Source organism: Paenibacillus hemerocallicola (assembly GCF_006265175.1).
Taxonomy (GTDB): Bacteria; Bacillota; Bacilli; order Paenibacillales; family NBRC-103111; genus Paenibacillus_AB; species Paenibacillus_AB hemerocallicola.
The window spans coordinates 12,189-37,276 of the sequence record NZ_VDCQ01000027.1 but is presented as its reverse complement, the minus strand read 5'-3'; the positions used below and the strand labels follow the sequence as shown (position 1 = coordinate 37,276).

At 56.3% G+C, this 25,088-nt stretch carries 22 protein-coding genes and 1 other annotated feature; of the genes, 8 read left to right on the top strand and 14 right to left on the bottom strand.

The window, feature by feature from the left end:
• The first annotated feature begins 56 nt into the window (after positions 1-56).
• From FE784_RS19330 to FE784_RS19315, 4 genes are all read left to right on the top strand, one after another.
• On the top strand, positions 57-1,019 hold the full coding sequence (locus FE784_RS19330; protein ID WP_139603864.1) for an ABC transporter permease: 963 nt from the start codon (positions 57-59) through the stop codon (positions 1,017-1,019).
• Positions 1,020-1,037: 18 nt separating this feature from the next.
• On the top strand, positions 1,038-1,916 hold the full coding sequence (locus FE784_RS19325) for a carbohydrate ABC transporter permease (RefSeq protein WP_139603863.1): 879 nt from the start codon (positions 1,038-1,040) through the stop codon (positions 1,914-1,916).
• 112 nt (positions 1,917-2,028) lie between these two features.
• On the top strand, positions 2,029-3,627 hold the full coding sequence (locus FE784_RS19320; RefSeq protein ID WP_246132100.1) for an extracellular solute-binding protein: 1,599 nt from the start codon (positions 2,029-2,031) through the stop codon (positions 3,625-3,627).
• 138 nt (positions 3,628-3,765) lie between these two features.
• Positions 3,766-5,352, top strand: a complete 1,587-nt coding sequence (locus FE784_RS19315; RefSeq protein ID WP_218103792.1) for an extracellular solute-binding protein — start codon at positions 3,766-3,768, stop codon at positions 5,350-5,352.
• A 116-nt stretch (positions 5,353-5,468) separates the two neighbouring features.
• Here the strand turns inward: FE784_RS19315 and FE784_RS19310 are convergent, their stop codons facing one another.
• The 4 genes from FE784_RS19310 to FE784_RS19295 form a co-directional block, all read right to left on the bottom strand.
• Positions 5,469-7,148, bottom strand: a complete 1,680-nt coding sequence (locus FE784_RS19310) for a glutamine--tRNA ligase/YqeY domain fusion protein (RefSeq protein WP_139603861.1) — start codon at positions 7,146-7,148, stop codon at positions 5,469-5,471.
• A gap of 74 nt (positions 7,149-7,222) precedes the next feature.
• Positions 7,223-7,482 (bottom strand) — a binding site (T-box leader).
• A gap of 30 nt (positions 7,483-7,512) precedes the next feature.
• Positions 7,513-7,818, bottom strand: a complete 306-nt coding sequence (locus FE784_RS19305; protein ID WP_246132099.1) for a type II toxin-antitoxin system PemK/MazF family toxin — start codon at positions 7,816-7,818, stop codon at positions 7,513-7,515.
• Positions 7,819-7,881: 63 nt separating this feature from the next.
• Positions 7,882-8,682, bottom strand: coding sequence for a TrmH family RNA methyltransferase (locus tag FE784_RS19300; protein WP_139603860.1), 801 nt, complete (start codon positions 8,680-8,682; stop codon positions 7,882-7,884).
• Complete coding sequence (locus FE784_RS19295; RefSeq protein WP_139603859.1) at positions 8,682-9,353, bottom strand: potassium channel family protein; 672 nt, start codon at positions 9,351-9,353, stop codon at positions 8,682-8,684. The genes FE784_RS19300 and FE784_RS19295 overlap by 1 nt, the downstream gene beginning before the upstream one ends.
• Before the next feature lie 143 nt (positions 9,354-9,496).
• Here FE784_RS19295 and sspI point away from each other — a divergent pair, with 143 nt between their 5' ends.
• From sspI to FE784_RS19280, 3 genes are all read left to right on the top strand, one after another.
• The gene (gene sspI, locus FE784_RS19290) at positions 9,497-9,712 is read left to right on the top strand and encodes a small acid-soluble spore protein SspI (RefSeq protein WP_139603858.1); all 216 of its coding nucleotides are present in this window, start codon (positions 9,497-9,499) and stop codon (positions 9,710-9,712) included.
• Positions 9,713-9,878: 166 nt separating this feature from the next.
• Positions 9,879-10,577 carry a response regulator transcription factor gene (locus tag FE784_RS19285; protein ID WP_139603857.1) on the top strand — a complete coding sequence of 233 codons (699 nt, stop codon included), beginning with the start codon at positions 9,879-9,881 and terminating at the stop codon, positions 10,575-10,577.
• A 6-nt stretch (positions 10,578-10,583) separates the two neighbouring features.
• Positions 10,584-12,095 carry a sensor histidine kinase gene (locus FE784_RS19280; RefSeq protein ID WP_139603856.1) on the top strand — a complete coding sequence of 504 codons (1,512 nt, stop codon included), beginning with the start codon at positions 10,584-10,586 and terminating at the stop codon, positions 12,093-12,095.
• A 221-nt stretch (positions 12,096-12,316) separates the two neighbouring features.
• On the opposite strand, the gene FE784_RS19275 is transcribed toward FE784_RS19280, so the two are convergent.
• From FE784_RS19275 to FE784_RS19260, 4 genes are all read right to left on the bottom strand, one after another.
• Positions 12,317-13,906 carry a peptide chain release factor 3 gene (locus tag FE784_RS19275; RefSeq protein WP_139603855.1) on the bottom strand — a complete coding sequence of 530 codons (1,590 nt, stop codon included), beginning with the start codon at positions 13,904-13,906 and terminating at the stop codon, positions 12,317-12,319.
• A 65-nt stretch (positions 13,907-13,971) separates the two neighbouring features.
• Positions 13,972-15,027, bottom strand: coding sequence for a metallophosphoesterase family protein (locus FE784_RS19270; RefSeq protein ID WP_139603854.1), 1,056 nt, complete (start codon positions 15,025-15,027; stop codon positions 13,972-13,974).
• 609 nt (positions 15,028-15,636) lie between these two features.
• Positions 15,637-17,196 (bottom strand): glucose-6-phosphate dehydrogenase, encoded by a 1,560-nt coding sequence (gene zwf, locus FE784_RS19265; RefSeq protein WP_139603853.1) that lies wholly within the window; start codon positions 17,194-17,196, stop codon positions 15,637-15,639.
• 113 nt (positions 17,197-17,309) lie between these two features.
• Entirely contained in the window at positions 17,310-18,071 is a 762-nt protein-coding gene (locus tag FE784_RS19260; RefSeq protein WP_176706365.1) for a YwmB family TATA-box binding protein, read from the bottom strand.
• 184 nt (positions 18,072-18,255) lie between these two features.
• Between FE784_RS19260 and FE784_RS19255 the strand changes: the two genes are divergently transcribed.
• Positions 18,256-18,618 carry a hypothetical protein gene (locus tag FE784_RS19255; RefSeq protein WP_139603851.1) on the top strand — a complete coding sequence of 121 codons (363 nt, stop codon included), beginning with the start codon at positions 18,256-18,258 and terminating at the stop codon, positions 18,616-18,618.
• A 112-nt stretch (positions 18,619-18,730) separates the two neighbouring features.
• Here FE784_RS19255 and FE784_RS19250 read toward each other — a convergent pair whose 3' ends face one another.
• From FE784_RS19250 to FE784_RS19225, 6 genes are all read right to left on the bottom strand, one after another.
• Complete coding sequence (locus FE784_RS19250; RefSeq protein WP_139603850.1) at positions 18,731-19,207, bottom strand: GNAT family N-acetyltransferase; 477 nt, start codon at positions 19,205-19,207, stop codon at positions 18,731-18,733.
• A gap of 304 nt (positions 19,208-19,511) precedes the next feature.
• Complete coding sequence (locus tag FE784_RS19245; RefSeq protein ID WP_139603849.1) at positions 19,512-20,588, bottom strand: galactitol-1-phosphate 5-dehydrogenase; 1,077 nt, start codon at positions 20,586-20,588, stop codon at positions 19,512-19,514.
• Between the two features lie 36 nt (positions 20,589-20,624).
• Positions 20,625-21,455, bottom strand: coding sequence for a sugar phosphate isomerase/epimerase family protein (locus FE784_RS19240; RefSeq protein WP_139603848.1), 831 nt, complete (start codon positions 21,453-21,455; stop codon positions 20,625-20,627).
• 42 nt (positions 21,456-21,497) lie between these two features.
• Complete coding sequence (locus FE784_RS19235) at positions 21,498-22,631, bottom strand: aminotransferase class V-fold PLP-dependent enzyme (RefSeq protein WP_176706364.1); 1,134 nt, start codon at positions 22,629-22,631, stop codon at positions 21,498-21,500.
• A gap of 59 nt (positions 22,632-22,690) precedes the next feature.
• Entirely contained in the window at positions 22,691-23,428 is a 738-nt protein-coding gene (locus tag FE784_RS19230) for an MBL fold metallo-hydrolase (protein WP_176706363.1), read from the bottom strand.
• A 55-nt stretch (positions 23,429-23,483) separates the two neighbouring features.
• Positions 23,484-24,653, bottom strand: a complete 1,170-nt coding sequence (locus tag FE784_RS19225) for a M20 family metallopeptidase (protein WP_139603845.1) — start codon at positions 24,651-24,653, stop codon at positions 23,484-23,486.
• Positions 24,654-25,088 lie beyond the last annotated feature (435 nt).

The following is a 25,088-nucleotide window of genomic DNA, read 5'->3' as shown; positions in this document are numbered from 1 at the left end:
CCGGCTTATGCAGCCGTTCATGCAAGCGCTAACAAATTCGAGCCGGGAGGGCTATCATGTCGCAACCTGTACCAACCGCCGCCAGCACCTCCAGAGCGGCGATTTCCCCAGGGAAAAAAGTGGCTCTGAAAATATGGCGAGACCGTTTCCTCTACTTTCTCGTTCTGCCGGGTCTGCTCTATTTCATCATTTACCGGTATATCCCCATGCTCGGCATGGTCATTGCGTTTCAGGACTACAGCCCCTTCCTCGGGTTCTCCGGCAGCGAATGGGTCGGCTTCGGGCATTTCAACAAAATTTTCGCCGACCCGGAGGTCGCCCGGGTGCTGTGGAACACGCTGTACTTATCGTTTCTGCAAATTTTGTTCGCATTTCCGGCTCCGATCGTACTGGCCATTTTGCTCAATGAGGTGCGCAACCAAATTTACAAACGGCTCATTCAGACGATCGTCTACTTGCCGCACTTCTTGTCCTGGGTTATCGTCGTCGGCCTGTTCTTCATCTTCCTGCGCTCCAACGGCATTATCAACCGTATTTTGCAGGTGTATTTCGGCTTCGAGGTTCCCGTCGATTTCTTGACCGAGCCGGCCTTCTTCCGCCCCCTCATTATTTTGCAGGTCATCTGGAAAGAAATCGGCTGGGGGACGATCATTTTCCTCGCCGCTCTGGCCGGCGTCAACCCCGATCTGTACGAAGCCGCGATTATGGACGGGGCGAACCGGTGGAGGCAAATTTGGCACATCACGCTGCCGGGCATTAGGGGCACCATCGTCATTTTGCTGATCCTGAGGCTCGGGAACGTGCTGGACAGCGGATTCGAGCAAATATTTCTGATGCTGAACGCCTTCAATATGCAGATCGGTAACGTGCTGGACACTTACGTCTACTACAAGGGCATCCAGCAATCCGATTTCAGCTTCGCTACCGCGGTAGGGGTGTTCAAAGGGGTTGTCGGACTCATTCTTGTGGGAGGCGCCAACTACATTTCCAAGAAATTCGGCGAGGACGGAATTTATTGACAGAAAGCGAGGATACCGATGAAATACAGAAGCTTCTCCGACCGGCTGTTCGATTCCTTGAACTATATATGTCTGGCGTTGCTGGCGCTCACGATGCTGTTTCCGTTCCTGTACATCTTCTCCGTGTCGTTCACCACCTTCGACGAGTTTTTGAAAAGCGAAATTTTGCTTTGGCCGAAAGTATGGGTCACCGACGCTTACCAGTACATTTTCCAATCTAAGCCTTTCGTACGGGCGATGGGGATGACCGTCTATTTGACGGTTGTCGGTACGATCATCAATTTGCTGTTCACCGCCTCGATGGCTTACGCGTTGTCCCGCAAAATATACGGGCAGAGGGTCATGATGTTCCTCGTATTGTTCACGCTGCTGTTCTCGGCGGGGATGATTCCGACTTATTTGATCGTCAAGGCGACCGGACTGCTGAACTCCATATGGGCGCTCATTTTGCCATCCGCGATCGGTCCATTCAGCTTGATCGTCGTACGACAATTTTTCCTGAACATTCCGCACGAGCTGTACGAGGCGGCCGTCGTCGACGGCGCGAACGAATTCACCATTTTCGGACGGATCATCCTGCCGCTGTCCAAGCCGGTTCTCGCCGCATTCGGCCTGTTCTACGCGGTCGGCCATTGGAATACGTACTTTGCCGGGATTTTGTACCTGAACGACCCGAGGCAATGGCCGATTCAAGTCATTCTCCGTCAAATCGTCATCCAGAGCGATGCGAAAAATGCGCTGGGGGCGGCCGAGCAGATGATGCTGGAAAATCCGCCTCCCCCGGAGACGATCCAGATGGCCGCGATTTTGGTCGCTACGCTGCCGATTCTTCTCGTATACCCGTTTCTGCAAAAGCATTTCGCCAAGGGGGTGATGCTCGGATCGGTGAAGGGCTGACGTTTCAATAAGCCGATAATCGGTGAAAATCCGAATCCGTCTATGCGGAAAAAAGAAATAACGAAAAAGATCGCAACGGAAACACATTCGACGAAGGGTGGTTTTCTCGACTATGACACGGACAAAGTCTTGGATTTACCCCGCCATGACGGCAGTACTCGTTACCAGCGTAATCGGCTGCTCCTCTGGCGGCAGCAAGGATGGAGATGCCTCGGCAACTCCCCCCTCCTCTACGCCGTCGGCAAACGACGCCAACAAGAAGCTCACGATTACCGGCATGCGCTACGTATACGGAGACGTGCCGGGCCTGGACGGACGCGGGCTGAAGATGATCAACGAGAAGTTCAATATCGATTACAAGCCGAACCTCGTCCCGCAGGGCACGTACGACGAGAAGCTTACGGCGACGCTGGCTTCCGGCTCGATTCCGGACGTCACCTTGTTCCAGTCCGGCGACTTGACGAGCAAATACAACAAATTCGCCAAGCAAGGGGCATTCACCCCGCTGGACGAATATATCGATCAATATCCTACACTTAAGCGCATTCCGAAGTTCGTTTTGGATCAATTCCGCGTAAACGGCAAATTGTATGCGATTCCGCAATATTATCCGAAATTCGGCTTCACGACCATTATCCGCAAAGATTGGCTCGACAATCTTGGCTTGAAAGTGCCAACCAGCTATGAAGAATTGAAGCAGGTAGCCATCGCCTTCACCAAAAACGATCCGGACAAAAACGGCAAAAACGATACGTACGGACTGGCCATCGGCAAAGACGTCAATCCTCCCTTTACGCAAGGCGCCTATTGGGACCCTGCCGCTTGGTACCACAAGGATGCGCAAGGGCGTTTCTTGCCGGGCTTGGCCGGTCCCGGACGCAAGGACATCGTCACGATGCTGGCCGATTTGTATAAGGAAGGCGCGATTACCCGCGACTTCGCGACGATCGATTGGGCGAATACGAACAAGGAATTTTATTCCGGCATCGCCGGCATTTTCATCGGAACGCCGCGCGGAATGTCGCAAGCGTATATGGACGGTCTGATGAAAATCAACCCTCAGGCGAAATTCGTCCATGTGGAGCAGTTCAAAGCTCCGGACGGTTCCCAAGGGATGACGGCCGGCTCCGGGTTCATCGGCTTCGAAGTCATTTCCGCCGAAGCGGGCAAAGACAAAGCAAAAGTAAAACGCATTCTGGATATGCTGGAAGCGGGACGCACGTTCCATCCGGACGACAAGAAAAACGAAAAGAATGCCGACTTTGACTGGCTGAACGGCAATGTGGGCGTAGGGTACGATATGGTGGACGGCAAGCCGGTCGTCAAAAAAGAAACCGCATCTCAAGGGTTGTACCCGCTCGCCTATTTGCCCGACGGCATCGCTTGGCCGGAGAAAGATTCCGACATCAATTACCTTACCGCGTATCAAGAGCCGCTCAAGCAATTGGCTGCCGACATTATGAAGTCTTATTCGACCATGAAGTATTATGCCAATCCGAGCAACGGCATCGTATCCGATACCTTGATCGCCAAAGGCACGGAGCTGAACAAGTATCTGTATGACGAGCAGACGAAAATGATCGCCGGACAACGCCCTCTAGCCGATTGGGACAAAATGGTCGACGAATGGAAAGCGAAAGGCGGCGAGCAGCTGATCAAGGAAATGAACGCCGAAATCAAAATCAAGGACGCCAAAGAAGGCTGGAATTAAGCAATCCCGAATTCGTCCAGGAAGCCCGCCTGCGGATCGTTCCAGGCAGGCTTCCTTTACCCGTTCCCAGAAAAACAAAAGACAGCCCGGAGCATTCATGGTTTAATGAAGGAAAAGGAGGAGGTGAGCGGGTCCGATATGAGCCTTTATCGATGGAGAACAAAGGCTGTCCTCGGTGTCGCCGCACTTGCGGCCGCAATGGCCGTCAGCTGCGAAATCGGCCGCGGATCTTCGGGCGGGACCCCGTCCGAATCGGGCGGCGACAAGGCGGGCGACGGCGTTCGGACGGTCAGCTTCATCAATTACGTATTCGATGACGTCCCTCCTCTCGAGGGCGAGTCTCTGAACATGATCCGGGACCGGTTCAACATTCAGCTCAAGCCCCGCTTCGTTCCGCAGTCGGACTATACGAGCAAGCTGTCCGTCCTGATGGCGTCGGGCAGCATCCCGGATGTCGTATCGTTAAAGGATCTGGACTCCAACTTCTTCAACTGGTCGAAGCAGGGAGCCTTTCTGCCCTTGGACGACTATTATGAGACATACCCTACCTTGAAGCAGATTCCCGCTTACATCCGGGACCAATTCTCGGTAAACGGGCACATTTACGGAATTCCGCGTTATTATCCCGGACAGTACTCGTTCGTCATTATTTTGCGTCAGGACTGGCTCGACAAGTTGAAATTAAGCGTGCCTACCAGCTACGAGGAATTGAAGAACGTAGCTATCGCTTTCACCAAAAACGATCCGGACGGGAACGGCAGGAAAGATACGTACGGCTTGGCGCTCTCCCAGAACATCGGTCCGGACTACAATGCCGGGGCGTATTGGTCGAAGGAAGCCTGGTATCACAAAAACGATCAGGGCCAGCTCATCCCGGGCATTATCGGACCCGGACGACGCGAGGTCATTCAGACGCTGGCCGATTTGTACAAGGAAGACGCGGTCACCAAAGACTTCGCCGTATTGAACTGGGCTCAAGGAAACAATGAGTTTTATACGGGCAAGGCCGGCATCTTTATCGGAGCTCCGCGGGGCATGTCCGAAGCGTACATGGAGACGCTGTTGAAATTGAACCCCGACGCCAAATTTACGTTCGTGGAACCATTCCTGGCTCCGGACGGCTCTCGGGGCTATACCTCGCAATCCGGATTTCTCGGCATCACGGCGCTGTCCTCCCAGCTGGCCGACGACCCGGACAAGACCAAGCGCATCATGGACGTAATCGACTTCGGGCGAACGTTCATTCCCCCATCGGAACGCAAGCCGAATAATCCGAATTACGACTGGAGATTGGGCGGGCTCGGCAAAGGCTATTTTGTGGACGGCAACGGCGAGGTTACGCAAACGAAGATTTCCGAGGGGAAAATACCGGCCCACTATTTGTTCGATTATTTCATGTGGGCGCCCGGGGACGAAGCGAACCAATACTCGGCCTATTATAAAATCCCCAAGCTCAAGGAGCTGACTGCAGGACTGGAGCAAATGTTCGTCAAATACAAGGACCGGACCTACATTAATCCGGCCAGCGGCATCGTTACGGCCACTGGTACGCAGAAGGAAACCGAGCTGACCAAATATTTGCACGGCGAGCAGACCAAAATGATCGTCGGCCAACGCCCGGTCGCGGATTGGGACGCCATGGTCAAGGAATGGATGGATCGCGGCGGCGCGGACCTCATCAAGGAAGTGAACGAGGAAATTCAGAAGCGCCAAAATGAGGCTTGAGCTTGGCGACATGGAAAAAAGGACCGGCAAACGGCTCGAGACGTTCCTCGATCCGTATCCGGTCCTCTCTTTATCCTTTGCCGAATCTCGGATTTAGTCCATTTACCGCACAACGCTCATCGTTTGTTCCAGCCGTCCTTCAACGGTACGATGCGGTTAAAGACGAGCCGATCATCGGCGGCAAGCTTCCGGTCCACGCAAAAATAGCCATGGCGGAAAAACTGGAATTTCTGCTCGGGACGGGCATGCCCGACGCCAGGCTCTATCAGGCTGTCCTTTACGATTACAAGCGAATGCGGGTTAAGCACATCCGCCCAATCCTCGCCATCGTCATCCGGAATGTTCGGCTCGAGCAGCAGCGGATCGTACAGATGGACGTCGGCCTTTACCGCATAATCCGCAGCGACCCAATGAATCGTCCCCTTCACCTTGCGACCCGTAAATCCGGTGCCGCTCTTCGTGAGCGGGTCATACGTACAATGCAGCTCCGTAATTTCTCCCGTGTCCGGATCCTTTATGACTTCCTCGCACTTGATGAAATACGCACCCTTCAGCCTTACCTCCGCATTCGGACTCAGTCGGTGAAATCCCTTGATCGGCTGCTCGGCAAAATCGTCACGTTCGATATAAATCGTTTTGGAGAAAGGCACTTCTCTTTTCCCCAACGCCTCGTTCTCGCTGTTATTCTCGATCGCGAGCAGCTCGGTATGCCCCTCCGGATAGTTGGTGATCACCACTTTCAAGGGCTGCAGCACAGCCATGACGCTGATCGTTCGCGCTTTCAGATCCTGTCTGAGGGAATGGTCCAGCATCGAGATGTGTACGGTGCTCTGGGTACGGATGCTGCCGATCTCCCCGATAAAGCAGCGTATGCTTTCAGGCGTGTACCCTCTTCTTCTTAGCCCCCGGAGCGTCGGGAGCCTAGGATCATCCCAGCCGTCCACATGGCCGCCTTCTACAAGCTGCCTCAGAAACCGTTTGCTCGTCACGACGCCGGTCAAGCCCAGGCGGCCGAACTCTCTTTGCCTCGGAGGCTCGGGGACCTCGAGCTCCCTCAGGACCCATTCGTACAAAGGCCGGTGATCCTTGAATTCGATCGAGCACAAGGAATACGTGATCCCCTCGATCGCATCTTGAATGGGATGGGCAAAATCATACATCGGATAGAGGCACCAGCTTGTTCCGGTTCTGTAATGCTCGGCATGCAAAATCCGATAGATGACGGGATCCCGCATGTTCACATTGGGCGAGCCCATATCGATTTTGGCGCGGACGACTTTCGAGGCGGCCGGGTAGCTGCCCTTTTTCATATCCGCCAACAGCTCCAGATTGTCCTCGACCGACCGGCTCCGGTAAGGGCTGTTCTTGCCAGGCTCCGTCAAAGTTCCGCGATACTCCGTTACTTCCTCCGGCGTCAAATCGCAGACGTAAGCCTTCCCTTTCTTGATCAAAGCAACCGCCGCGTTATAGATATCGTCCGAGTAGTCCGAGCCATAGTAAATATGATTTCCCGGATCGTAGCCGAGCCATTTTATATCTTCGATAATCGCATTTACATACTCGATATCCTCCTTAAGAGGATTCGTGTCGTCAAACCGCAAATGAAAGGTCCCGTCAAAACGTTGGGCCATCATATAATTCGTGTGTATGGCATATGCGCTTCCGATGTGCAAATAGCCGTTGGGCTCGGGAGGAAATCGCGTGCGCATGCTCCTGCCGAATTTGTCCTTCTCCAGCTCCTCGCTGATCAGCCTAACCAAAAAGTTCTCGGGTTGTTGTTCCTTTTCGTTAACCATGGCGACTCCTCCTAATAATCAAGGTAAACGGCATTTCGGTACAAAAAAAAAATCTCACCTCCAAGACGGAATGTCTTGGGGACGAAATTTTCGCGGTACCACCCCAGATTCATTAATATGTCGCCATATTAACCTCTTCAAGTACGGCATTGCCCGGCTGCGGCAACGCTTATACTCTAGCTCTGTAACGGGAGCGCCCGTCATGCCATCCCCTCTAAGGTTCCGGCATGCCGCTCGGAGGCTTGGTTCGGGAAGCCGTTCTTTGCTCCTTCTCAGCTGCCGGAGCTCTCTGTACAAGAACGGGGTTCCTTACTCTTCTCTTCATCGCGTTTATGAATATTGGATCTATAATACCAAAGGACAATTATCGAATCAACAAGTCCAGTTTCGAAACAACCTCGCTCAAGGTCTCCTCCGGTACTCGGCAGATGAATTGCGCTTGGCTGGACTGCCAGTCGAGACTCTTTATCCGGTCGGACAGAATGACCCCCTTAATTGGCAAATGCCGCGGGATAGCGACTTCAAACGGATAGCCCTTGATCCTGGAAGTGACTGGACAGAATAAGGTTAAGCTTACTTTCCCGTTGTAGGATGCCGGTGAAATGACCAAGGCAGGCCGCTTGCCGGCTTGCTCGCTCCCCGATTGGGGATTGAACTGCAGCCATACCAAGTCGCCGCGGTTTGGTATATAACGATCTTTAGAAGATCCATGGCACGGTTCTTTATCTGCAGCTCATACGCCCCGCTGCCGCATAGCCTCGAACAACAGCACCGTCGCGGCCATGGCCACGTTCAACGACTCAGCCTGTCCCTTCATCGGGATAATGACGTGCTCGTCGATTTGCGCAGCGACCTCGGGCGAGACGCCCTTTCCTTCGTTGCCGAGTACGAACCACGTCGGTCCGGTAAAATCGGCGTCATAGCAAGTTTGCTGCGCTTGCAGGCTCGTATTGACGAGCCGGACTCCTCGCGATCTCGCCTCGGCGAACAGCGGAAGCAGCTCGGCTTCGACCACAGTCATATGGAACAATGAGCCCATCGTGGAGCGAACGGTTTTCGGGTTGTACAAATCTACGGTCCCTTTGCCAAGCACGACGCCCGACGCTCCGACCGCATCGGCCGAGCGGATGATCGTGCCCAGATTGCCGGGATCCTGCACGCCGTCGGTCACGACGACCAGGCTATCGGATATATCGAGCAGTCTTTCCGCGGAATGGGCAGTTTTCCTCACGATGGCGATAACGGGCTGCGGCGTTTGCGCATCCGAGCATTTGGCCAGCACCTGCTCGCTGACCGGGACGCATTCGAGCTCCGCTTCGGACGAGACCAGCGTCTCGATCTCGGAAGGAATGCCCCGCTGCTCCGAATACAACAATGTCTCCACGCCGGCTTTCCATATCAACGCCTCTTGAACGAGATGAATGCCTTCGACCAGATAGGTGCCATGCTTGTCGCGGCCCTTCTTGTCCAGCAGCTGCGCCCACAGCTTGACCCGCGGATTGTGGAGCGATGCAATCGGTTCTGGTCGGCGCATTATTTGGCCACTTCCGCATACGCCCGCTCGAGATGGCGAAGCTGATCGTTCTCGCCTACGACGACGAGAATGTCTTCGGGCCTGATCGTATCGTCGGCGTTCGGGGAAATGTTCATCTTATCCCCCGTCTTCAGCGCCATGACATTGCAGCCGTATTTGGCCCGGATATCCAGTTGACGCAGCGTTTGGCCGATCATGTTGGCGGAAGCCTTCAGCTCGACGATACTGTAATCGTCGGACAGCTCGATAAAATCGAGAATGTTGGGGGATATTAAATGATGTGCGACGCGAAGTCCCATATCCCGTTCCGGGAAAATGACCTTGTCGGCACCGATTTTTTTCAATACTTTGCCATGAAGCTCGGTTTGGGCTTTCACTACCAGAAGCGGAACGCCCATATCCTTGAGAATCAACGTCGTCAATATGCTCGATTGAATGTCTTGCCCGATCGCCACCACAACTACGTCGAAGTTGCGGATGCCAAGCGCCCGCAGCGCTTCTTCGTCGGTGGAGTCCGCTTGAACCGCATGGGTAACCATGCCGGAAACTTCCTGCATCCGCTGCTCGCTGGAGTCGATCGCAAGCACCTCATAACCCAGCTTGTACAACGACATGGCGACGCTCGAGCCGAATCGTCCCATTCCGATAACGGCGTATTGTTTCGATTTCATACCCATGCTCCTTTCCGACCATATGCCGCTTATTATACCACACCGGGGCCGCAGCACCATATTCCGGATCATCTGGCCATACATGAACCCGGCTTGTTGTGTGCATATTAACATACGAAATCGACGAAACCGGAGGTCCGATCATGATTTTAAGCTTACGGCAAGCGATCATCCAACGCGTACACGACAAATCGGCAGAGGAGCTGATCGATGTGATCAACGACTCGATCGGCGGAGACGACAAAGCTTTGCCCGGACTCGGCGTCCTGTTCGAATTGATTTGGGAGCACAGCGGGCACGAGGAGCAGATCAGCATGGCCGCCACTTTGAAAAGTCATCTGGATAGCGGAGCGAAATAATCCGTTATCGTTAATCACAGAACTTCTGATACAGCCGCCGATCGTCGATGACCCGACGAAGGCGGCTGTCGTTGTTTTGCAAGTTAGTATTGCAACCGCTCTCCCGACCGAATATGCTTGAATGAGGATAAGGCCTAATGAGGCGACCGGTTGCGGAGGTGCCATAGTGAAATTGCTTGTTGCGGAGGACGATCGCTCCGTTTGCGAAATGCTCCGGTTGTTTTTCCAAAAAGAAAACGTGCAGGCGGTATTCGTCCATGATGGCAACGAGGCCGGGAAGTTGTTTCGCGAGCGGCATTGGGACTTCGTACTGCTGGATTGGATGCTGCCGGGGCAAAGCGGATTGGAGCTGTGCGCCGAATTTCGCAAAAGCACGGATACGCCGATCATTTTGCTCACGGCCAAAACCGAAGAGAAAGACCGGATTGCCGGTCTGGAGCACGGTGCGGACGATTATGTCACGAAGCCGTTCAGTCCGCTGGAGCTGATGGCGAGAATAAAAGCGGTCATGCGCCGCTACAAGGCCGCAGGCCGGGCCGAGTCGCACGTGACCGAGCGGATCGATCCGACGCGGATTCGCCATATGGGGCTGCTAATCGATACGGTCTCGCGGGAAGTGACGATAGACGGCCGTCAAATCGCCAATCTGACGCCGAAGGAATTCGAGTTGCTCGTTCTTTTCGCCACCCATCCGAAAAAAGTGTTCACCCGGGAGCAATTGATCGAAACGATATGGGGCTTCGATTATTACGGCGAAGACCGTACCGTGGATGTACATATTAAGCGGCTGCGCAACAAAATCGCCACGTCCGAGCGCCAATGGATCGTCACCATATGGGGCGTCGGCTACAAGCTGGAGGACTGACCGCCGATGCGGGTGCCCAAGCAACGCTTCCGAATCAAATTTTCGTTTTTCCAGCGCCAGTTTCTCAGCCATCTGCTCGTGGCCCTGCTGGTGCTCGGGCTGCTCGGGTCCGCCTTCACCTACTTCGCCAAGCACCGGATCATCTACAAGAACAAAGGCGAAGAGCTTGTCGCTTCGACGCGCGCCATCGCCCGCATTTTGCAGCGCGAGGACAATCCGACCCCTTCCTTGTCCACTTTCAGATCGCTTCTGAATGAACGGAGTATTTCCGTCGTGCTGATGAGCCGCAGCGGCGAGCTGCTGGAGAAGGAATCGAACATGATGGCGCAGGCGATACGGAACAAGCAAACGCTCGACAGCTTGCGCAAGCAGCTATGGTCGGTGCGCAACGACCAGACGTTCGTGATCGGGAAGGAGACGGCCGAACCGCTGATGGTGGCGGCCCGAATCGTAAAGCAGAAGGGCAAGAAGGAAGAGACGGTGCTATTCGCCGTCTCTCCGGTTCGCGGATTGAGCGAAACGATCGCCGGGATGGACCGGGTCATTTATTATTCGATGGGGGCGGCGTTGGTATTCACGCTGATCGTCGTGTTCTTGCTGTCTCGCGGCATGGGCAAAGCGGTCCGAACGCTGCGGAAGGCGGCCGGCTCCATTGCCGACGGACAATACGAGGCCAGAATCGTCATGAAACGAACCGATGAGCTCGGGGATTTGGCCCGCGATTTCAACGCGATGGCCGATCAGCTGCAGCAGTCGTCGGAGAAGCTGGCGCTCGCTGAGACGAACCGCCGACAGTTTTTGTCCGACGTTTCCCACGAGCTGCGAACGCCATTGACCTCGGTGCGCGGCATCGTCGAAGCATTGAAAACCGGTATCGTCACCCCGGAGGAACGGCAGAAGGCGTACGGCATTATCGAGAAGGAAACGATCCGGCTCATTCGCCTCATCAACGAGCTGCTCGATATCGAGAAGATGCAGACCGGCCAAATTACGCTGCACAAGGGCGACTACCTGGCCACGGATATTTTGGAGATTGTCGCGGAGACGCTGGAAGTGCTCGCCGCCCAGAAGAAGCTGAAGCTTCAGGTGGAATGCCCGGACCGTCTCGTATGGCACGGCGACTACGACCGGCTCATTCAGATCGCGATGAATGTCGTCAAGAATGCCATCCAATTTTCCGAATTCGGCACGATAAGATTAATCGCCTCGGAAACGGACGATCGCACTATCATCGAGATCATCGATCAAGGGATGGGCATTACCCCGGAGGAGCGCGAACGGATTTTCGACCGTTTCTACAAGACCGACCCTTCCCGCTCCAAGGAGAAGGGCGAAACCGGCCTCGGCCTGTTTATCGTCAAGCAATTGACGGAAGCGCATGGCGGCGGGGTCGATGCGGACAGCGAGCCCGGCCTCGGCACGACGTTCCGGTTGAGCTTCCCGAAACGGCCGCATGCCGACAGCGATGCCGACGATCCGGAGCGTCATGCAAACGGAGCCGGCGGGGACGGGACGTAACGCGCTATGAAACGGATTCAGCTTGGTATCGCGAGGGCATGAATGAACCAAGCTTCACTATTACTGAACCTCATTGCGCTACTCCTTGCCGGATGAGCCGAATTCGACGAACAGCGAGCCGAATTCAAGCCATAATCACCCCCTCCATCCCGCCATACATACTAAAAACCTCCGGTTCCGCCTGCTTATGCGGATACCGGAGGTTTTCTCTGCTCTTCAGCTTAAGGCGCCGTTTCCAGAAACTTCGCCTGAGGCATTTTCTCCATCGCACTGCGCATCGCGTACTCGTTCTCGAACAGCGCTACGTAATTGTCCTTCTTATCTTTTACGAGCTGCGAATTGATACGGAACTTCGCCGGATCGAGCTTGTCGTCGATCACCCAGCGCGCGAATTGAAACGGAAGACGGTGAAGCAAGATGTCGACTCCGTACTCGGCTCTCATCCGATATTCCATGACCTCGAACTGCAGCTGCCCGACGACGCCCAGAATCAGCTCGTCGAAACCGCTCGTCGTATGGAACACCTGAATCGTGCCTTCTTCGGTCAGCTGATCGATCCCTTTCAGGAACTGCTTTTGCTTCAGCGCGTTTTTGATCGATACTTTGCTGAACATTTCCGGCGAGAACGTCGGCAGCTCGTCGAATACGATGTCCTGCGCGCCTTGGGAAAGCGAATCGCCGATCCGGAATATGCCCGGATCGAACAACCCGATAATATCTCCCGGAAACGCCTCCTCGACGATATCCCGCTCTTGCGCGAGAAATTGCTGGGGCTGCGACAGCTTGATGTCTTTGCCGACCCGCACATGCTTGACCGACATCCCCCGCTCGAACTTGCCCGAGCAAATGCGCAGAAACGCGATCCGGTCGCGGTGGGCCGGGTTCATGTTCGCTTGAATTTTGAAAATGTATCCGGAAAACTTCTCGAACGTCGTCGGGTCGATTTCGCCTTGACTGCTGTTGCGCGGCTGCGGCTGCGGCGCGAGCTCCAGGAAGTTCTCCAAGAACGTCTGCACCCCGAAATTGTTAATCGCGCTGCCGAAAAAGACAGGCGTCAGTTCGCCCTTGCGAACCTTCTCGAGATCGAACTCATCCCCTGCGACATCGAGCAATTGTAGCTGCTCCTGCAACTGCTCATACAAATAATCGCCGGCAATCTCCCGCACGAGCGGATCGTCATAACCGCTCACCTTCCGTACTACGATCTGGTCGTGATCGCCGTTCTGGAACAGCTCCAGCTGGTTTCTCACCCGGTCGTACACGCCGCAGAACTGCTTGCCGGAGCCGATCGGCCAGTTCATCGGATAGGAGCGGATACCGAGCACCTGCTCGAGCTCCTCCATCAAATCGAACGGGTCGCGTCCTTCGCGGTCCATTTTGTTCATGAACGTAAAGATCGGAATGCCGCGTTTGCTGCATACTTGGAACAGCTTCTTCGTCTGCGCCTCGACCCCTTTGGCGGAGTCGATCAGCATGACCGCGCTGTCCGCCGCCGTCAGCGTCCGGTACGTATCTTCGCTGAAATCTTGGTGGCCCGGCGTATCGAGAATGTTAACTCGGTGCCCTACATAGTCGAACTGCATCACGCTGGACGTTACCGAGATACCGCGCTGCTTCTCGATTTCCATCCAGTCGGAAGTGGCATGGCGGCTCGCCTTGCGCCCCTTGACCGTACCGGCCAGGCGGATTGCGCCCCCGAACAGGAGCAGCTTCTCGGTCAAAGTCGTTTTCCCCGCATCGGGGTGGGAAATGATCGCGAACGTTCTTCGCTTCTGTACTTCGTTTTGCATATGGGTTGCGGTTTGATTCATTATGCTTATCCCTTCCAAGTCACTCTTCTATCGTACTGCGTACTGTCGCATACTTTCCAGTATCGTCAAACTTTCACGCGTTCAAGCGGAACCGTCCAATCGGCCGAAGCCAGCCACTCTTTGTTCGTAAATTCCCTTCCGCGCACGACGACTCTGTCTTCATAAACCTGTACATACAAGCCTTGCGATCTTTCCGCCGCGCCCTGATTGCGGGTACGCCCGACGGAAGCGTTGATAAACCAATGGAACGCCTCTTTATTGTAATGCGACGTCCCGTTGTCGAAATCCTGGTGGGTGTGGCCGGAGAAAACGAACACGTTTTTATACGGCTTCACAATGTCGCGGAACTCCTTGGCGCGGATGACGCGGTGCGATCCCCCGTCCTGCCCTTCGGGAGGCAGCGGCTGATGGAGAAGGATGAAAGTCGGCTTCACGCCGGTCGTCTCCTTCAGCTTCGCCTTGAGCCATGCGAGCTGCTCGTCGGAATACCAGGCGCCTTCGCCTACCTCGGGCTTTTCCTGGGTGTACGCCTCCTGCGACATCAGGATCATTTGGCAGCCGTTAATGGCGACATCTTTGTACGGCTTCGTATAGTTGAACATTTTCATGAAACGGTCGCGGGACTGCGCATCCGTCTTTCCATTCGGGAACGTATCGCGGCTGAATCCCCCGTTCTCGATCCATACGTTGTAGTAGTCGTGATTTCCCATGTTCGCATATACCGGCGGCAGCTTGTGGTTGGCGAGAATCGTTTCGAGCGCTTTGCATTCGGTTTCCATGCCGTAATCGGTCAAATCGCCGCCCAGCAGCAAGGCGTCCACCGGCGATCCGAGCCGAACGATTTGGTCCAGCGCATTGTTCAGCTTTCTCGGGGTGCTTTCATCATAGACCGAGACATGCAAATCGCTCAATACGAAAAAAGATAGCAGCGGCTCCGCAGAGCCGAGCGTGGTTACATCCGGGGCCGCATCCGGAGTCGGCGCAGGGGCGGCCGGATCTCCCGCCGACATGGGCGGAGCAGTCGTGCCGAGCCGGGACAACAGTTGAAACAAGGCGAAAAACGATCCCGCCACTACCGCAATCGCGGCAAACAGCCACTTCAAAAACCCGCGTCTCGACATGAGCTCACTTCCATTGTTCCAAAATTGGCTGCGCTGATATTCATTATATGAAAAACGTCGATCGACGTCTATGCAAGGATGGGCGACCGCGGATCAAAGGTAGTTTTTCATGGTAAAGAAACCGTCTCTCCGCTTCCTCGGGAGCGAAGCTTCGCTTTCTTTAACGCAATGAAAAACGTCGATCGACGTCTATGCAAGGATGAGCGATTCTCCCCCAAACAGCGACTCCTCCCTTAGCGGAACCAGCGTACGCTATTTATGAGAAAATAGCGCCGGAAGCAAAAATAACGGAACTACGGTCCGTTATTTGCCCGCCTCTAGTATGACAACAACTAAAACAGGCAAATAACGTACTCGTGTTCCGCTATTTTTCAGTTCCTTGGAATAACCGGACGAATAGCGTACTGCAGTTCCGCTATTTAAGAAAAACGTCTATCAACATACTCCCAGGATGAGCGACCGCGCTATGGCGAATGTTTTTGGGGTCAGAATTTCGCAGTTCGCTTGGCGTAGCTTTGCTTTGAAGCCCTATCGCTTTAGCGAACTAAACATTCTGAACGTTCGAAAACCGCTTCTGCCCCGCTCCTCCCTTTAGAACGAATCAGCCGTTTACTTCGCCACAATAGGCGTCGCCCATACGACTTCGCCCTCGTGCTGCCCGTTGACCGGCCACCATTTGAAGCCGTCCTGCGCCAGCAGCGTAAGCGCCGCCTCCGGCCCCCAGGTTCCGGCCGCATAAGGATGCAGCTCCGAGCTTTGCTCGCGCCACGCCGACTCGATCCGGTCGACGAATTTCCAAGCGAGCGCCACCTCGTCCCATCTCGTGAAATAGGTCGAGTCCCCGCGGGCCGCATCGTACAGCAGGCGCTCGTACGCTTCCGGCGTGTTGATGCCCACCTCGCAGCTTTGGCAGAAATCCATCGCGATCGGTACGATTCCCCATTGAGACCCCGGCTGCTTCGCGTTCATTTTCAAATAAATGCCTTCCGTCGGATTGACCCGGAAGACGAGCAGATTCGGTTCGAGCTTCGTTTTCCGGGAGAAGTAGACGTTCTCCGGCATATTTTTGAATTCCACGACGACCTCGGTCGTTTTGACCGGCAGCCTCTTGCCCGTCCGGATATAGAACGGAACGCCGGCCCAACGGAAGTTGTCGACGAACACCTTCGCGGCAAAATAAGTTTCCGTCATCGAATCGGACGGAACGCCCTCTTCGTTCCGGTAAGCGGGGACCGGCTTGCCCTTCATTTCTCCGGCGGAGTATTGGCCGCGAACCACGTTGCTCTTCACGTCTTCCGCATCCCGGAATACGCGGAGCGAGCGAAGCACCTTTACTTTCTCGTCGCGGATATCTTCCGGCTCCATGCGGCTCGGGGGCTCCATCGCCATCATCGTGATCATTTGCAGCATATGGTTTTGTCCCATATCCCGCAGCGCCCCGGCGTGATCGTAATAGCCGCCGCGCTCCTCGACTCCGACCGTCTCGCTGAGCGTAATCTGGATGTTCGCAATATGCTTGTTGTTCCAGAGCGGCTCGAAGAACGCGTTGGCGAAGCGGACGACCTCGATATTTTGGACCATTTCCTTGCCCAAATAGTGATCGATCCGGTAAACCTCTTCCTCGTTGAACACTTGACGGATTTGCTCGTTCAGCTTCTCGGCCGAAGGCAGGTCGTAGCCGAACGGCTTCTCGATAACGAGCCGGCGCCAGCCCTTCGTCTCCAGCAGCCCTCCGTCGCGCAGGTTATAGCTGACGCTGCCGAACAGCTCGGGAGCAAGCGCCAAATAAAACAGCCGGTTGCCGCCGATGTCGTATGTTTCGTCCAGTCGGTCGGCCAATCCTCTCAGCTGCTGAAACGCCTCGAGCTTATTGATGTCGAGCGACATATAGTGAAAATGGTCGGCGAACGTCTCCCACTGCTTGTCCTCTTCGCCTTTGTAGCGGGCAAATTCCTGAATCGACTGCCGGACGTCCTCGCGGAACTGCTCGTTCGTTCTCGAGCGGCGGGCGAGCCCGATCACCGCAAACCGGTCGGACAGCTTGCCTTCGCGATACAAGCTGTAGAAAGCCGGAAACAGCTTTCTCCGTGCCAAATCTCCAGTAGCGCCAAAGATGAAAAAGAGCGTGCGATCCGCTCCATAATCGTTAAGTTCCGCGATATCGGTCATGATCCATCATTCTTTCCTATGTATTTACGGCTTGAGGGTCCCGGCCGTTATGTATGTAGTGTAGCATATCGAACTTAGACATTCCATGGTTTGAAGCGGCTTGATGCAGGAGCCTACAGCTCGGAAGGGATCAGGGGAGTAGCGATCGTCAGCCGGTAGGTTCCATAAATGGAGTCGCGGTGCAGAGCTGCCTGCAGGTTCACCTTCCCGCCGCCGCTCCGGACGCCCGGCTCCAGCAGCGTACTGGCATAGGACACGATTTCGCTGCCGGAATCGGCATACGACTCGATAGCGACCGCTTTATATACGCTGCCGATTTTCTCCCTTAACGATTTCACGGCATCAGGGGTCAGCAATCCGATATTGCCGCGCAGCGTGACTATCCATTTGGCCTGCACGCCGATATTCTCCATGCCGGCGGCCGCATCGCGCGCCCACGACAGCAGCTTGTCCTTCTCCGCGCCTGCCGGAGCGAGCCAACGTACCGTTACATTTGTCGTGCCGTCGGCCCAACCGGACAAAGCCAGCTCCAGCCGGCCACCGCCTGCCGACGGCGGCGTTCCTGATGCGGAATAAATGCGGTGTCCGTTCGTATCGTGCACCGGCTTCGATTCGGCCAAACCGAATTCCCTCGCTGCAACGTCGCCCAACCGGGCGAATGAAGCATCGCTATCGAATGTGCGGTACGGACCGGAATGCTGCAGAACGACCGTATAGGGGACCGTGAATAAGCTGTCCGCCGCACGCAGCATCGTCTCCGTATCGGAGAACGTGTCGAAGGCCGCTCTCGTCGTACCTTTATAGGCGGTCCAACCGCTTAAAACAATGGCTCCGAGCAGCAAGGCTGCCCAAAGTCGGCTTTGACGGTTCATCATCCGATCCCTCCCGTTTGCTGCCTGTCCATTAGGTTCCATCTTTTACTAGCATAGCCGAAACAGGCGAAAGTTGAAAGCGCAATGGCGGCAAAAATAGGCGCTCACCCGCTGGGCACCCGACCATGCGCGGCAAATGCCCGGCGAATAGCCTATAGCAACAACAGATTAAGGAGGTGCAGCAACGATGAACGAACATTTCACGCTTGACGAGGAAACATGCCGCCGGTTGATCGGGTATCCGGTCGTCGCCGTGCTTCACGACGACTCGCGCCATTATGGCATCATCAGCAAAGTCGACGGCGGCAAGCTCATATTGAACGACAATCCGGCAACGGAGCAGTCTGCCGGCACGGCGGAACGGTCGAAACGGAAAACGAACCTTTCCGGCAAAAAAGGCGCCGGAAAATCTGGCAAAAGCCGCGGCGGACCGGCGAATGTATCGGCGTACCCGGCCGCCGAATTCGGCCAATTCCCGTTTCCTTCGCCGTTCGGCGCGAGAGTGGCGCTTGAGCTGAGCAGCGTCGCCGGTCTGTTTCCGCTTCTGTAATCGATGGCGGTCGACTGTCCGAACACCCGCCGAGCGGAATGGAAATCGCCGGTAGAGAGCATGCCAAAAAAAAGACACTCCCCGCTCGTTCCTTCGAACGGAGAGTGTCTCTTTACATGGGTTGACGGACGTTTTTCACAGGAAGCGGCTGCAAGGTTTTGCTCATGGCAATACTTCTCACCGTTGGAATGTATCCTTGCTCCGTATAGCCGTATCGGGCGTAAAACATCCGGGCTTTGCCGTTGGCCTCATCGACGAACAGCCTGACCGTGCTGCAGCCCTTATTGCGGGCGTACCGCTCGGCTTCTTTCAGAAGCGCCGAGCCCCATCCCCGCCCCTGGCTGTCCCGGTCGACCGCCAACATATCCAGAAACATGTCTTTTCCGTTCTTTTTGACGGAAGCGAAGCCTACCGTCTTCAGCCGTCCCGGTACGGCTACGAACGTAACATTGCGATTCAGTCTCCTCCTGACCTCCGCCGCGTCCCATCGCAAGTCCGGCATCGTCTGAAGCGTGTAGGCGAACAGCTCCCGTTTCACCAAATCGAGGATGATCCGGTCATCCCGGCGAGGATTGCGCGTTCGAATCATGTCTCCTCATCCTTCCGGCTGCCGCTTCCGGCCAGCTATTAGGACAGTTTATGAAGAAGAGGCACGATTGGTGAGCTTCTATTGCAAGACTATTGCTTCCACTTCTTGCTCATCGCCCATACAAACCAGATCGTCGCCGCCAAAAAAACGACCAGCACGACCCATTGCGTACCGCTCATATCCGTTCCCCCAACCGTATGCGGCGGAGCATTCCGCCTTGCTACCGATATTGTACCGGGAACCGGATGGAACGTCAAAAGCCGCCGGCAGGGGCGGCCTTCGATCAAGCTGGCGCAACAGCCATTTACGGCTGCAAAAAGATTTTGCCTACGTGCACGCGACCTGCGACCAATTCCGCGAATGCGTCTCCTCCGGCTGCGAGCGGCCGCACTTCCGTCCAGCCTTCCTCGGTGATCCGGCCTTCCGACAACAGTCGCACCGCATCATGAAAATCTTGCCGCGAGTAGCAGAACGATCCGAGAATATCGATTTCGCCGCGGATCAAATGATTGATCGGCAGTACCGTATCGTCGATGCCGAGACCGATATTCATAAAAGTTCCGCCCGGACGCACGAGTCGGATCGCGGCCTCCCGTGTCGGCTGGAACCCGGCGGCGTCCATAACGGCATCGAGTCCGCCTTCCCCGAAGGCGGCGCGGACACGCTCGCCCAAGTCTTCCTCGCGCGGATTTACCGTTTCGCCGATATCAAGCGAAGCAGCCATCTCCAGCCGTTTCGCGTTCGTATCGGCGATCATGACGCGCGACGCGCCGAGCAGCTTGGCCGTCATCGCGCACAGCAGCCCGATGCCGCCCGCTCCGAAGACGAGCACGCCCGCGAACGGATGCCGCTCCAGCGCGCGGCGAGTAGCCCTCAGCGAGCAGGCGAGAGGCTCCGACAGCGCCGCACGGAACGGGCTTATGTCGGCCGGCACCGGCACGACCGCGGAGCGGGGAACGCTGACAAGCTCCCCGAACGCGCCCGGCCGGTGGACGCCGACGAGAGCCCGCTTCGCGCACAGCTGCGGCAGTCCTCTCCGGCATGACGGGCACTCGCCGCATGCGAGCAGCGGATTGACGACTACTTTTTGCCCGATCGAAATAGAGCCGTACGCAGATGCGCTCCTTCCTTCCCTGGCCCCGTTCGCGTCACCGGCAGCAACCGGCAAGCCTTCGCCCGCGTCAACGACCGTGCCGCAAAATTCGTGCCCCATGACGAGAGGCGGCACGCGCAAGCTGTTGTGCCCCAAATAGCCTTCGATTTCCGAGCCGCATATCCCGACCGCCTCGACGCGGATCAAAATCTCGTCCGGACCGCACGCGGGACGCTCCGTTTCCCGGACCTCCATCGTTTCCACGCCGGTCCATACCAATGCCTTCATTGCAGCCGTCTCCCCTTCGGTCCCGTAGTCTCGGCTCTAAGCCTTAATCCCGGCCACATGCCGCTTCAAATAGTCGATCGTATCGATAATATCGCGATTTTTCTCTTCTTCGCCGACGCGGCCTTCCCGCTCTATGATCCATTCCCCTTGGAAGCCGTGCGCCTTCAGCCCTTCGAACAGCTTCGGGAAATCGACCTTGCCCCGTCCGACCGCTACCTGCTCTCCCAACTCGTCGCCGTTCGTCGGATAGAAGCCGTCCTTCACGTGAACGTTGCGGACGTAAGGGCCGATCACGTCGAGCGCGTCCACCGGATTGCCCTTGCCGTACAAAATCAGGTTGGCCGGGTCCAGATTGATGCCCAGATTGCCGGTCCCGATCCGCTCAATCGTCCGCAGCAGCACGACCGGCGTCTCCTGCCCCGTCTCGAACCAGAAGCCGACGCCTTTGTCCGCGCAATATTCGGCCACCTCGCCAATCGCATCGGCGATCGGTCCGAAAGCGGGATCGGTCAAATTTTCCGGGATGAACCCGCAGTGCGTAATGATCGCCGGTGCTCCGATCCAAGCCGCGAAATCGGCCCAGCGTTTGAGCGCCTCGACGCGCTCCGGACGCGATTCCTCCGGAACGAGTCCGAGGGTGAGGGGGCCTTCCTTGAAATTCCACACCATCCGCCCCGGAAATCCGGCCCACACGGCGCATACGCGGACACCGGACTGCTCCGATTCGCGAACGATCGCCTCTGCCGTCTCGCGGGTAGCGAGCGTCGGATGCCAACTGACCAGTTGGCATGTGCGCAAGCCGAACTGCTTCACCGATTCAAAGCTTTTTCCGTCCGGCTTAAGTCCGGTAATAATTCCGATATCCATAAAGCCCTCCGTTCGAATCGAATTTCCGTATCGCAGAATTCCTCAGGAAGCCCGCTCGCTCGCGATCGCGGCCAACTGCCCGACGAGTCTGGCCACGTCGTCCGAGTTGTTATAGAAATGGACGGATGCCCGCAGTCTGCCGTCACCGCCCCATACGTACGTCCCTTGTTCGATCAGCTTATCGGCGAACGCTTCGCCGTCCGGGCATACGAACGAAATATTGCCGGCTCTAAGCTCCGGCTTCTCGGGTGTCATCGGCTCATAGCCGATCCGCTTCATGCTCTCGATCAGCTTGCCGCCCAGCTCGAGAACGTGCCGCTCGATCCGGTCGATGCCTATGGATAGCAGCAGGTCTGTCGAATGCTTCATCGCATACAGCGTCGGATAGCTGGGATATCCGCCCTCGAAGCGGCGCGCGTCGGAGAAAAACCGGAAGTGCTCGAACCGGGTGTCGCTGAACATGTCCTCCACGCTCCGCCACCCGATATTGCGGGGCTCGAACCGGTCCGCCCGCTCGGGATTCACCGCCAGTATTCCGGCTCCGTGACCGGCCATCAGCCATTTATAGGAGCTGGAAACGACGAAATCGGCATCGTTTATGGTAACCGGAACGACACCTAACGATTGCGTCGCGTCTACGAGCAGCAGCGCCTTCGTCTTTTTCAGCTCGGCATATACTTTTTTGTAATCGATCCGGGCTCCGGACATATAGCTTACATGGCTCGTGACGACCATTCGGGTGTTGCCGTCGACGGACGCCAGCAAATCCTCCGCCGCAACCTGCCAATTCCGGCTCGGGACGACCCGTATCTCCACGCCCGCCGACTTCAATTGCAGCCAGGGTAATACGCCGGAAGGAAACTCCAAATCGTTGAGGACGACATTGTCGCCCGCTTGAAATCGGAAAGAGGAAGCAATCATCGATATGGCTTCGGAGGCGTTGGACAGCAACGCGATATTTTCCGGTCGTCCTCCTAGCATCGCGGCGATATTCCTCTTGCAGGCTTGCTCCACTTCGCTGTTCTTCTTGCGTCCGTCAGGACCGCCCGCCCGATTGGCCACATACGTGTTCATCGCTTCCCTCATCCCGTGAAGCGGGGGCGATTCGGCGCCGCCGTAAAACCATGTACGCTGATCCAAGCCGATAAACGCGGACCGATCAATCAAAGCATCCATTCGTTCCCTCCACCTTCCGGTTATCGTAAATAAGTATGACTTTCCGGGAAGTCCATTCCCTATAAATTCGGGGGCAGATCCAAATTGCGGAAGCATTCGTGAGCCCGCCCGATATGACGGTGCGCTTCCCGAAGCACGGGGGCCCCGTGACCGGCGTACAAGGCGTCGATGCCGAGCGCATGCAGCTTCGCGGTCGTCGCGGCGTATTCTTGGATGGAGCAGTCCCATGTCGACTGGAGCACTACTTTCCCTCCGGCGAAAATAACGTCTCCGGCAAAAATCGCCCTGCCGTCCTCCCCGTCCCACATATAGCTGACATGCCCCCGGGAATGTCCCGGAGTCTCCAGCACGGCAAGCTCGAGCTCCCCTACCCGGATGATATCGCCTTCCGCAACCGCTCTTCCGACCGGACAAGCCGGAAAACGGTAGTCGCGGGGATATACGCCTGCCTCGATTGCCGCAAGCAGGCTGTTCTTCTCCATGTCGCCGCTCTCCATCCACGGAGCCGCTTCCGCCGCGACAATCAGCTCGGCTCCGTACCGGTCGTGGAAATGCCGGGCTCCGGCGGCGTGATCGCCGTGAGCGTGCGTCAGCAGCAGCTTCGTAATCCGTTGGGGCGAAATGCCCGCAGCGGCGATGTTCGCTTCGATCCGCTCCGGCTCCACGCCGCCTCCCGCATCGATCAGCGCGCATTCTGAGCCGCCGTCGAGCAAATACACGTTGCAATCGATCAAATGCGTCATCTGCAGGCCATGCCGCCCGCTTCCGACCATGTGTACGCGAGATGATATACGCATAAGGACCTCCCTGCTCCTATCCCGGATCGCTCTGACTCGATCCGGGCCAATTCGTTCAAACGCGACCGAACGTTTGCGCCAGCCGCAAATAAAACTCGGCGGCCTGCTCAACGTCGGAGACGGGCACCCATTCGTCGTTCGTGTGGGCTTGGGCGATCGAGCCCGGGCCATAGACGATCGACGAGATGCCCTTGAATTCCTGCAGCTTGCTCGCATCGCAGCCGTACGTGACGCCGCGGATCCGGTCGCTCAAGCCGACGTCTGCGGCAGCCCGGCGCGCCGCCGTCACGATCGTTTCGTCATGGGCCGTATCCAATGCCCAGTCCAGCAGCAGCCGCTCGACGGTCAGCTTCACGCCTTCGGGCGACAGCTCGCGAATCAGCCGCTCCTCGAGCTCCCTCTCCACGATTTCGGGACGCTCGCCCGGTATGATGCGCCGGTCCACCTCGATGACGCAACGGTCGGGGACGATATTGATCTGCGTCCCGCCCCGGATCGTGCCGACGACAATCGTCGGACTGCCGCACAGCGGATGAACGCGGGCGGCAAGCTCCGGCTCCAGCTTCTCGTGAATGAAGCGGATGACCCGCATCATTTGAATGATAGCGCTGTCTCCTTCGGCCGGCATCGAGCTGTGCGCCGCTTTGCCGTGAGTCGTCATCGCGACCCGGACGCAGCCTTTGTTCGCCACGGTAATGCCCAGCTCCGTAGGCTCGCCGACGACGGCGCCCGCTACATTCATATCGAGCTCCATGAACGCGAGCAGCCCTTTATAAGCATGCTCCTCGTCCACCGAAGCGCATAAGATCAAATCGCCGCCGGCCAGCTCCGGCTGCCGCGCGCACCGTTCCATCGCATACAGCATCCCGGCAAGCGATCCTTTCGTATCGCAGGCGCCGCGTCCGTACAGCTTGCCGTCGCGGTACGCGGGCTCGAGCGCGTTCGGCATCGCGCCCAACGTGACCGTATCCATATGAGCCTCGAACAGCAGCGCCTTATCCGGCTTGCCGACGCGCAGCTCGATAATCAGATTGTCGCGTCCGGGGAATACGCTCTGCCTCGTCACGGTCAGCCCTGCCGCCCTGCAGCGGCGCTCGACATAATCGGACATCGCCTGCTCCCCTTGCCCGGTTGCGTCAAAATGGGGATTGACGCTCTGGATGCGGATCATCTCCTCCAGCATGGTCAAAGCAGGATGTTTCGTCTTCGTCTGCTCGATTGCCATATTTGTCTCCTTTGCGGTCGATTGAGCCTAGCCGCGCGACCGGGTGTCACATTGCGTCCTGCCGCACCGTCTCTATGAAAACAGCACGTTGCCCGTTGAAAAAGATAGCGACGTTGTGGTTGAAAAAAACGTCTCGTATTAAACATTATATATAATATATATTATATCGTCAATCCATTCCGCAAGGATTGTATTTAGTTCAATATACGTTCGCATAAATACTCCTCCATACTTGGTCCTTTACCAATCCACTATCCGGACGCTTCCTCCTGGTATGAATTTAATTAGCCGCGCTAATTGTCGCTCCATCCATGAGCGCACCCTTGGGTTATTGGCGACCAGCTTCCTTCTGCGCCAACGAGTACACCGCTACGAGCCCATCACGCGGAAAAAGGCCAATATGAAGGAACGGCTCGTTCCTCTATTGGCCCAAAA

Bases quoted from the DNA above. Each gene is read 5' to 3' on its own strand.
- FE784_RS19280 (WP_139603856.1), top strand. From the start codon at position 10,584: ATGCGGGTGCCCAAGCAACGCTTCCGAATCAAATTTTCGTTTTTCCAG.
- FE784_RS19330 (WP_139603864.1), top strand. From the start codon at position 57: ATGTCGCAACCTGTACCAACCGCCGCCAGCACCTCCAGAGCGGCGATT.
- FE784_RS19275 (WP_139603855.1), bottom strand. From the start codon at position 13,906: ATGAATCAAACCGCAACCCATATGCAAAACGAAGTACAGAAGCGAAGA.
- FE784_RS19295 (WP_139603859.1), bottom strand. From the start codon at position 9,353: ATGAAATCGAAACAATACGCCGTTATCGGAATGGGACGATTCGGCTCG.
- FE784_RS19325 (WP_139603863.1), top strand. From the start codon at position 1,038: ATGAAATACAGAAGCTTCTCCGACCGGCTGTTCGATTCCTTGAACTAT.
- FE784_RS19260 (WP_176706365.1), bottom strand. From the start codon at position 18,071: ATGATGAACCGTCAAAGCCGACTTTGGGCAGCCTTGCTGCTCGGAGCC.
- FE784_RS19255 (WP_139603851.1), top strand. From the start codon at position 18,256: ATGAACGAACATTTCACGCTTGACGAGGAAACATGCCGCCGGTTGATC.
- FE784_RS19250 (WP_139603850.1), bottom strand. From the start codon at position 19,207: ATGATTCGAACGCGCAATCCTCGCCGGGATGACCGGATCATCCTCGAT.
- zwf (WP_139603853.1), bottom strand. From the start codon at position 17,196: ATGACCGATATCGCGGAACTTAACGATTATGGAGCGGATCGCACGCTC.
- FE784_RS19245 (WP_139603849.1), bottom strand. From the start codon at position 20,588: ATGAAGGCATTGGTATGGACCGGCGTGGAAACGATGGAGGTCCGGGAA.
- FE784_RS19270 (WP_139603854.1), bottom strand. From the start codon at position 15,027: ATGTCGAGACGCGGGTTTTTGAAGTGGCTGTTTGCCGCGATTGCGGTA.
- FE784_RS19235 (WP_176706364.1), bottom strand. From the start codon at position 22,631: ATGGATGCTTTGATTGATCGGTCCGCGTTTATCGGCTTGGATCAGCGT.
- FE784_RS19320 (WP_246132100.1), top strand. From the start codon at position 2,029: ATGACACGGACAAAGTCTTGGATTTACCCCGCCATGACGGCAGTACTC.
- FE784_RS19315 (WP_218103792.1), top strand. From the start codon at position 3,766: ATGAGCCTTTATCGATGGAGAACAAAGGCTGTCCTCGGTGTCGCCGCA.
- FE784_RS19310 (WP_139603861.1), bottom strand. From the start codon at position 7,148: ATGGTTAACGAAAAGGAACAACAACCCGAGAACTTTTTGGTTAGGCTG.
- FE784_RS19300 (WP_139603860.1), bottom strand. From the start codon at position 8,682: ATGCGCCGACCAGAACCGATTGCATCGCTCCACAATCCGCGGGTCAAG.
- sspI (WP_139603858.1), top strand. From the start codon at position 9,497: ATGATTTTAAGCTTACGGCAAGCGATCATCCAACGCGTACACGACAAA.
- FE784_RS19240 (WP_139603848.1), bottom strand. From the start codon at position 21,455: ATGGATATCGGAATTATTACCGGACTTAAGCCGGACGGAAAAAGCTTT.
- FE784_RS19230 (WP_176706363.1), bottom strand. From the start codon at position 23,428: ATGCGTATATCATCTCGCGTACACATGGTCGGAAGCGGGCGGCATGGC.
- FE784_RS19225 (WP_139603845.1), bottom strand. From the start codon at position 24,653: ATGGCAATCGAGCAGACGAAGACGAAACATCCTGCTTTGACCATGCTG.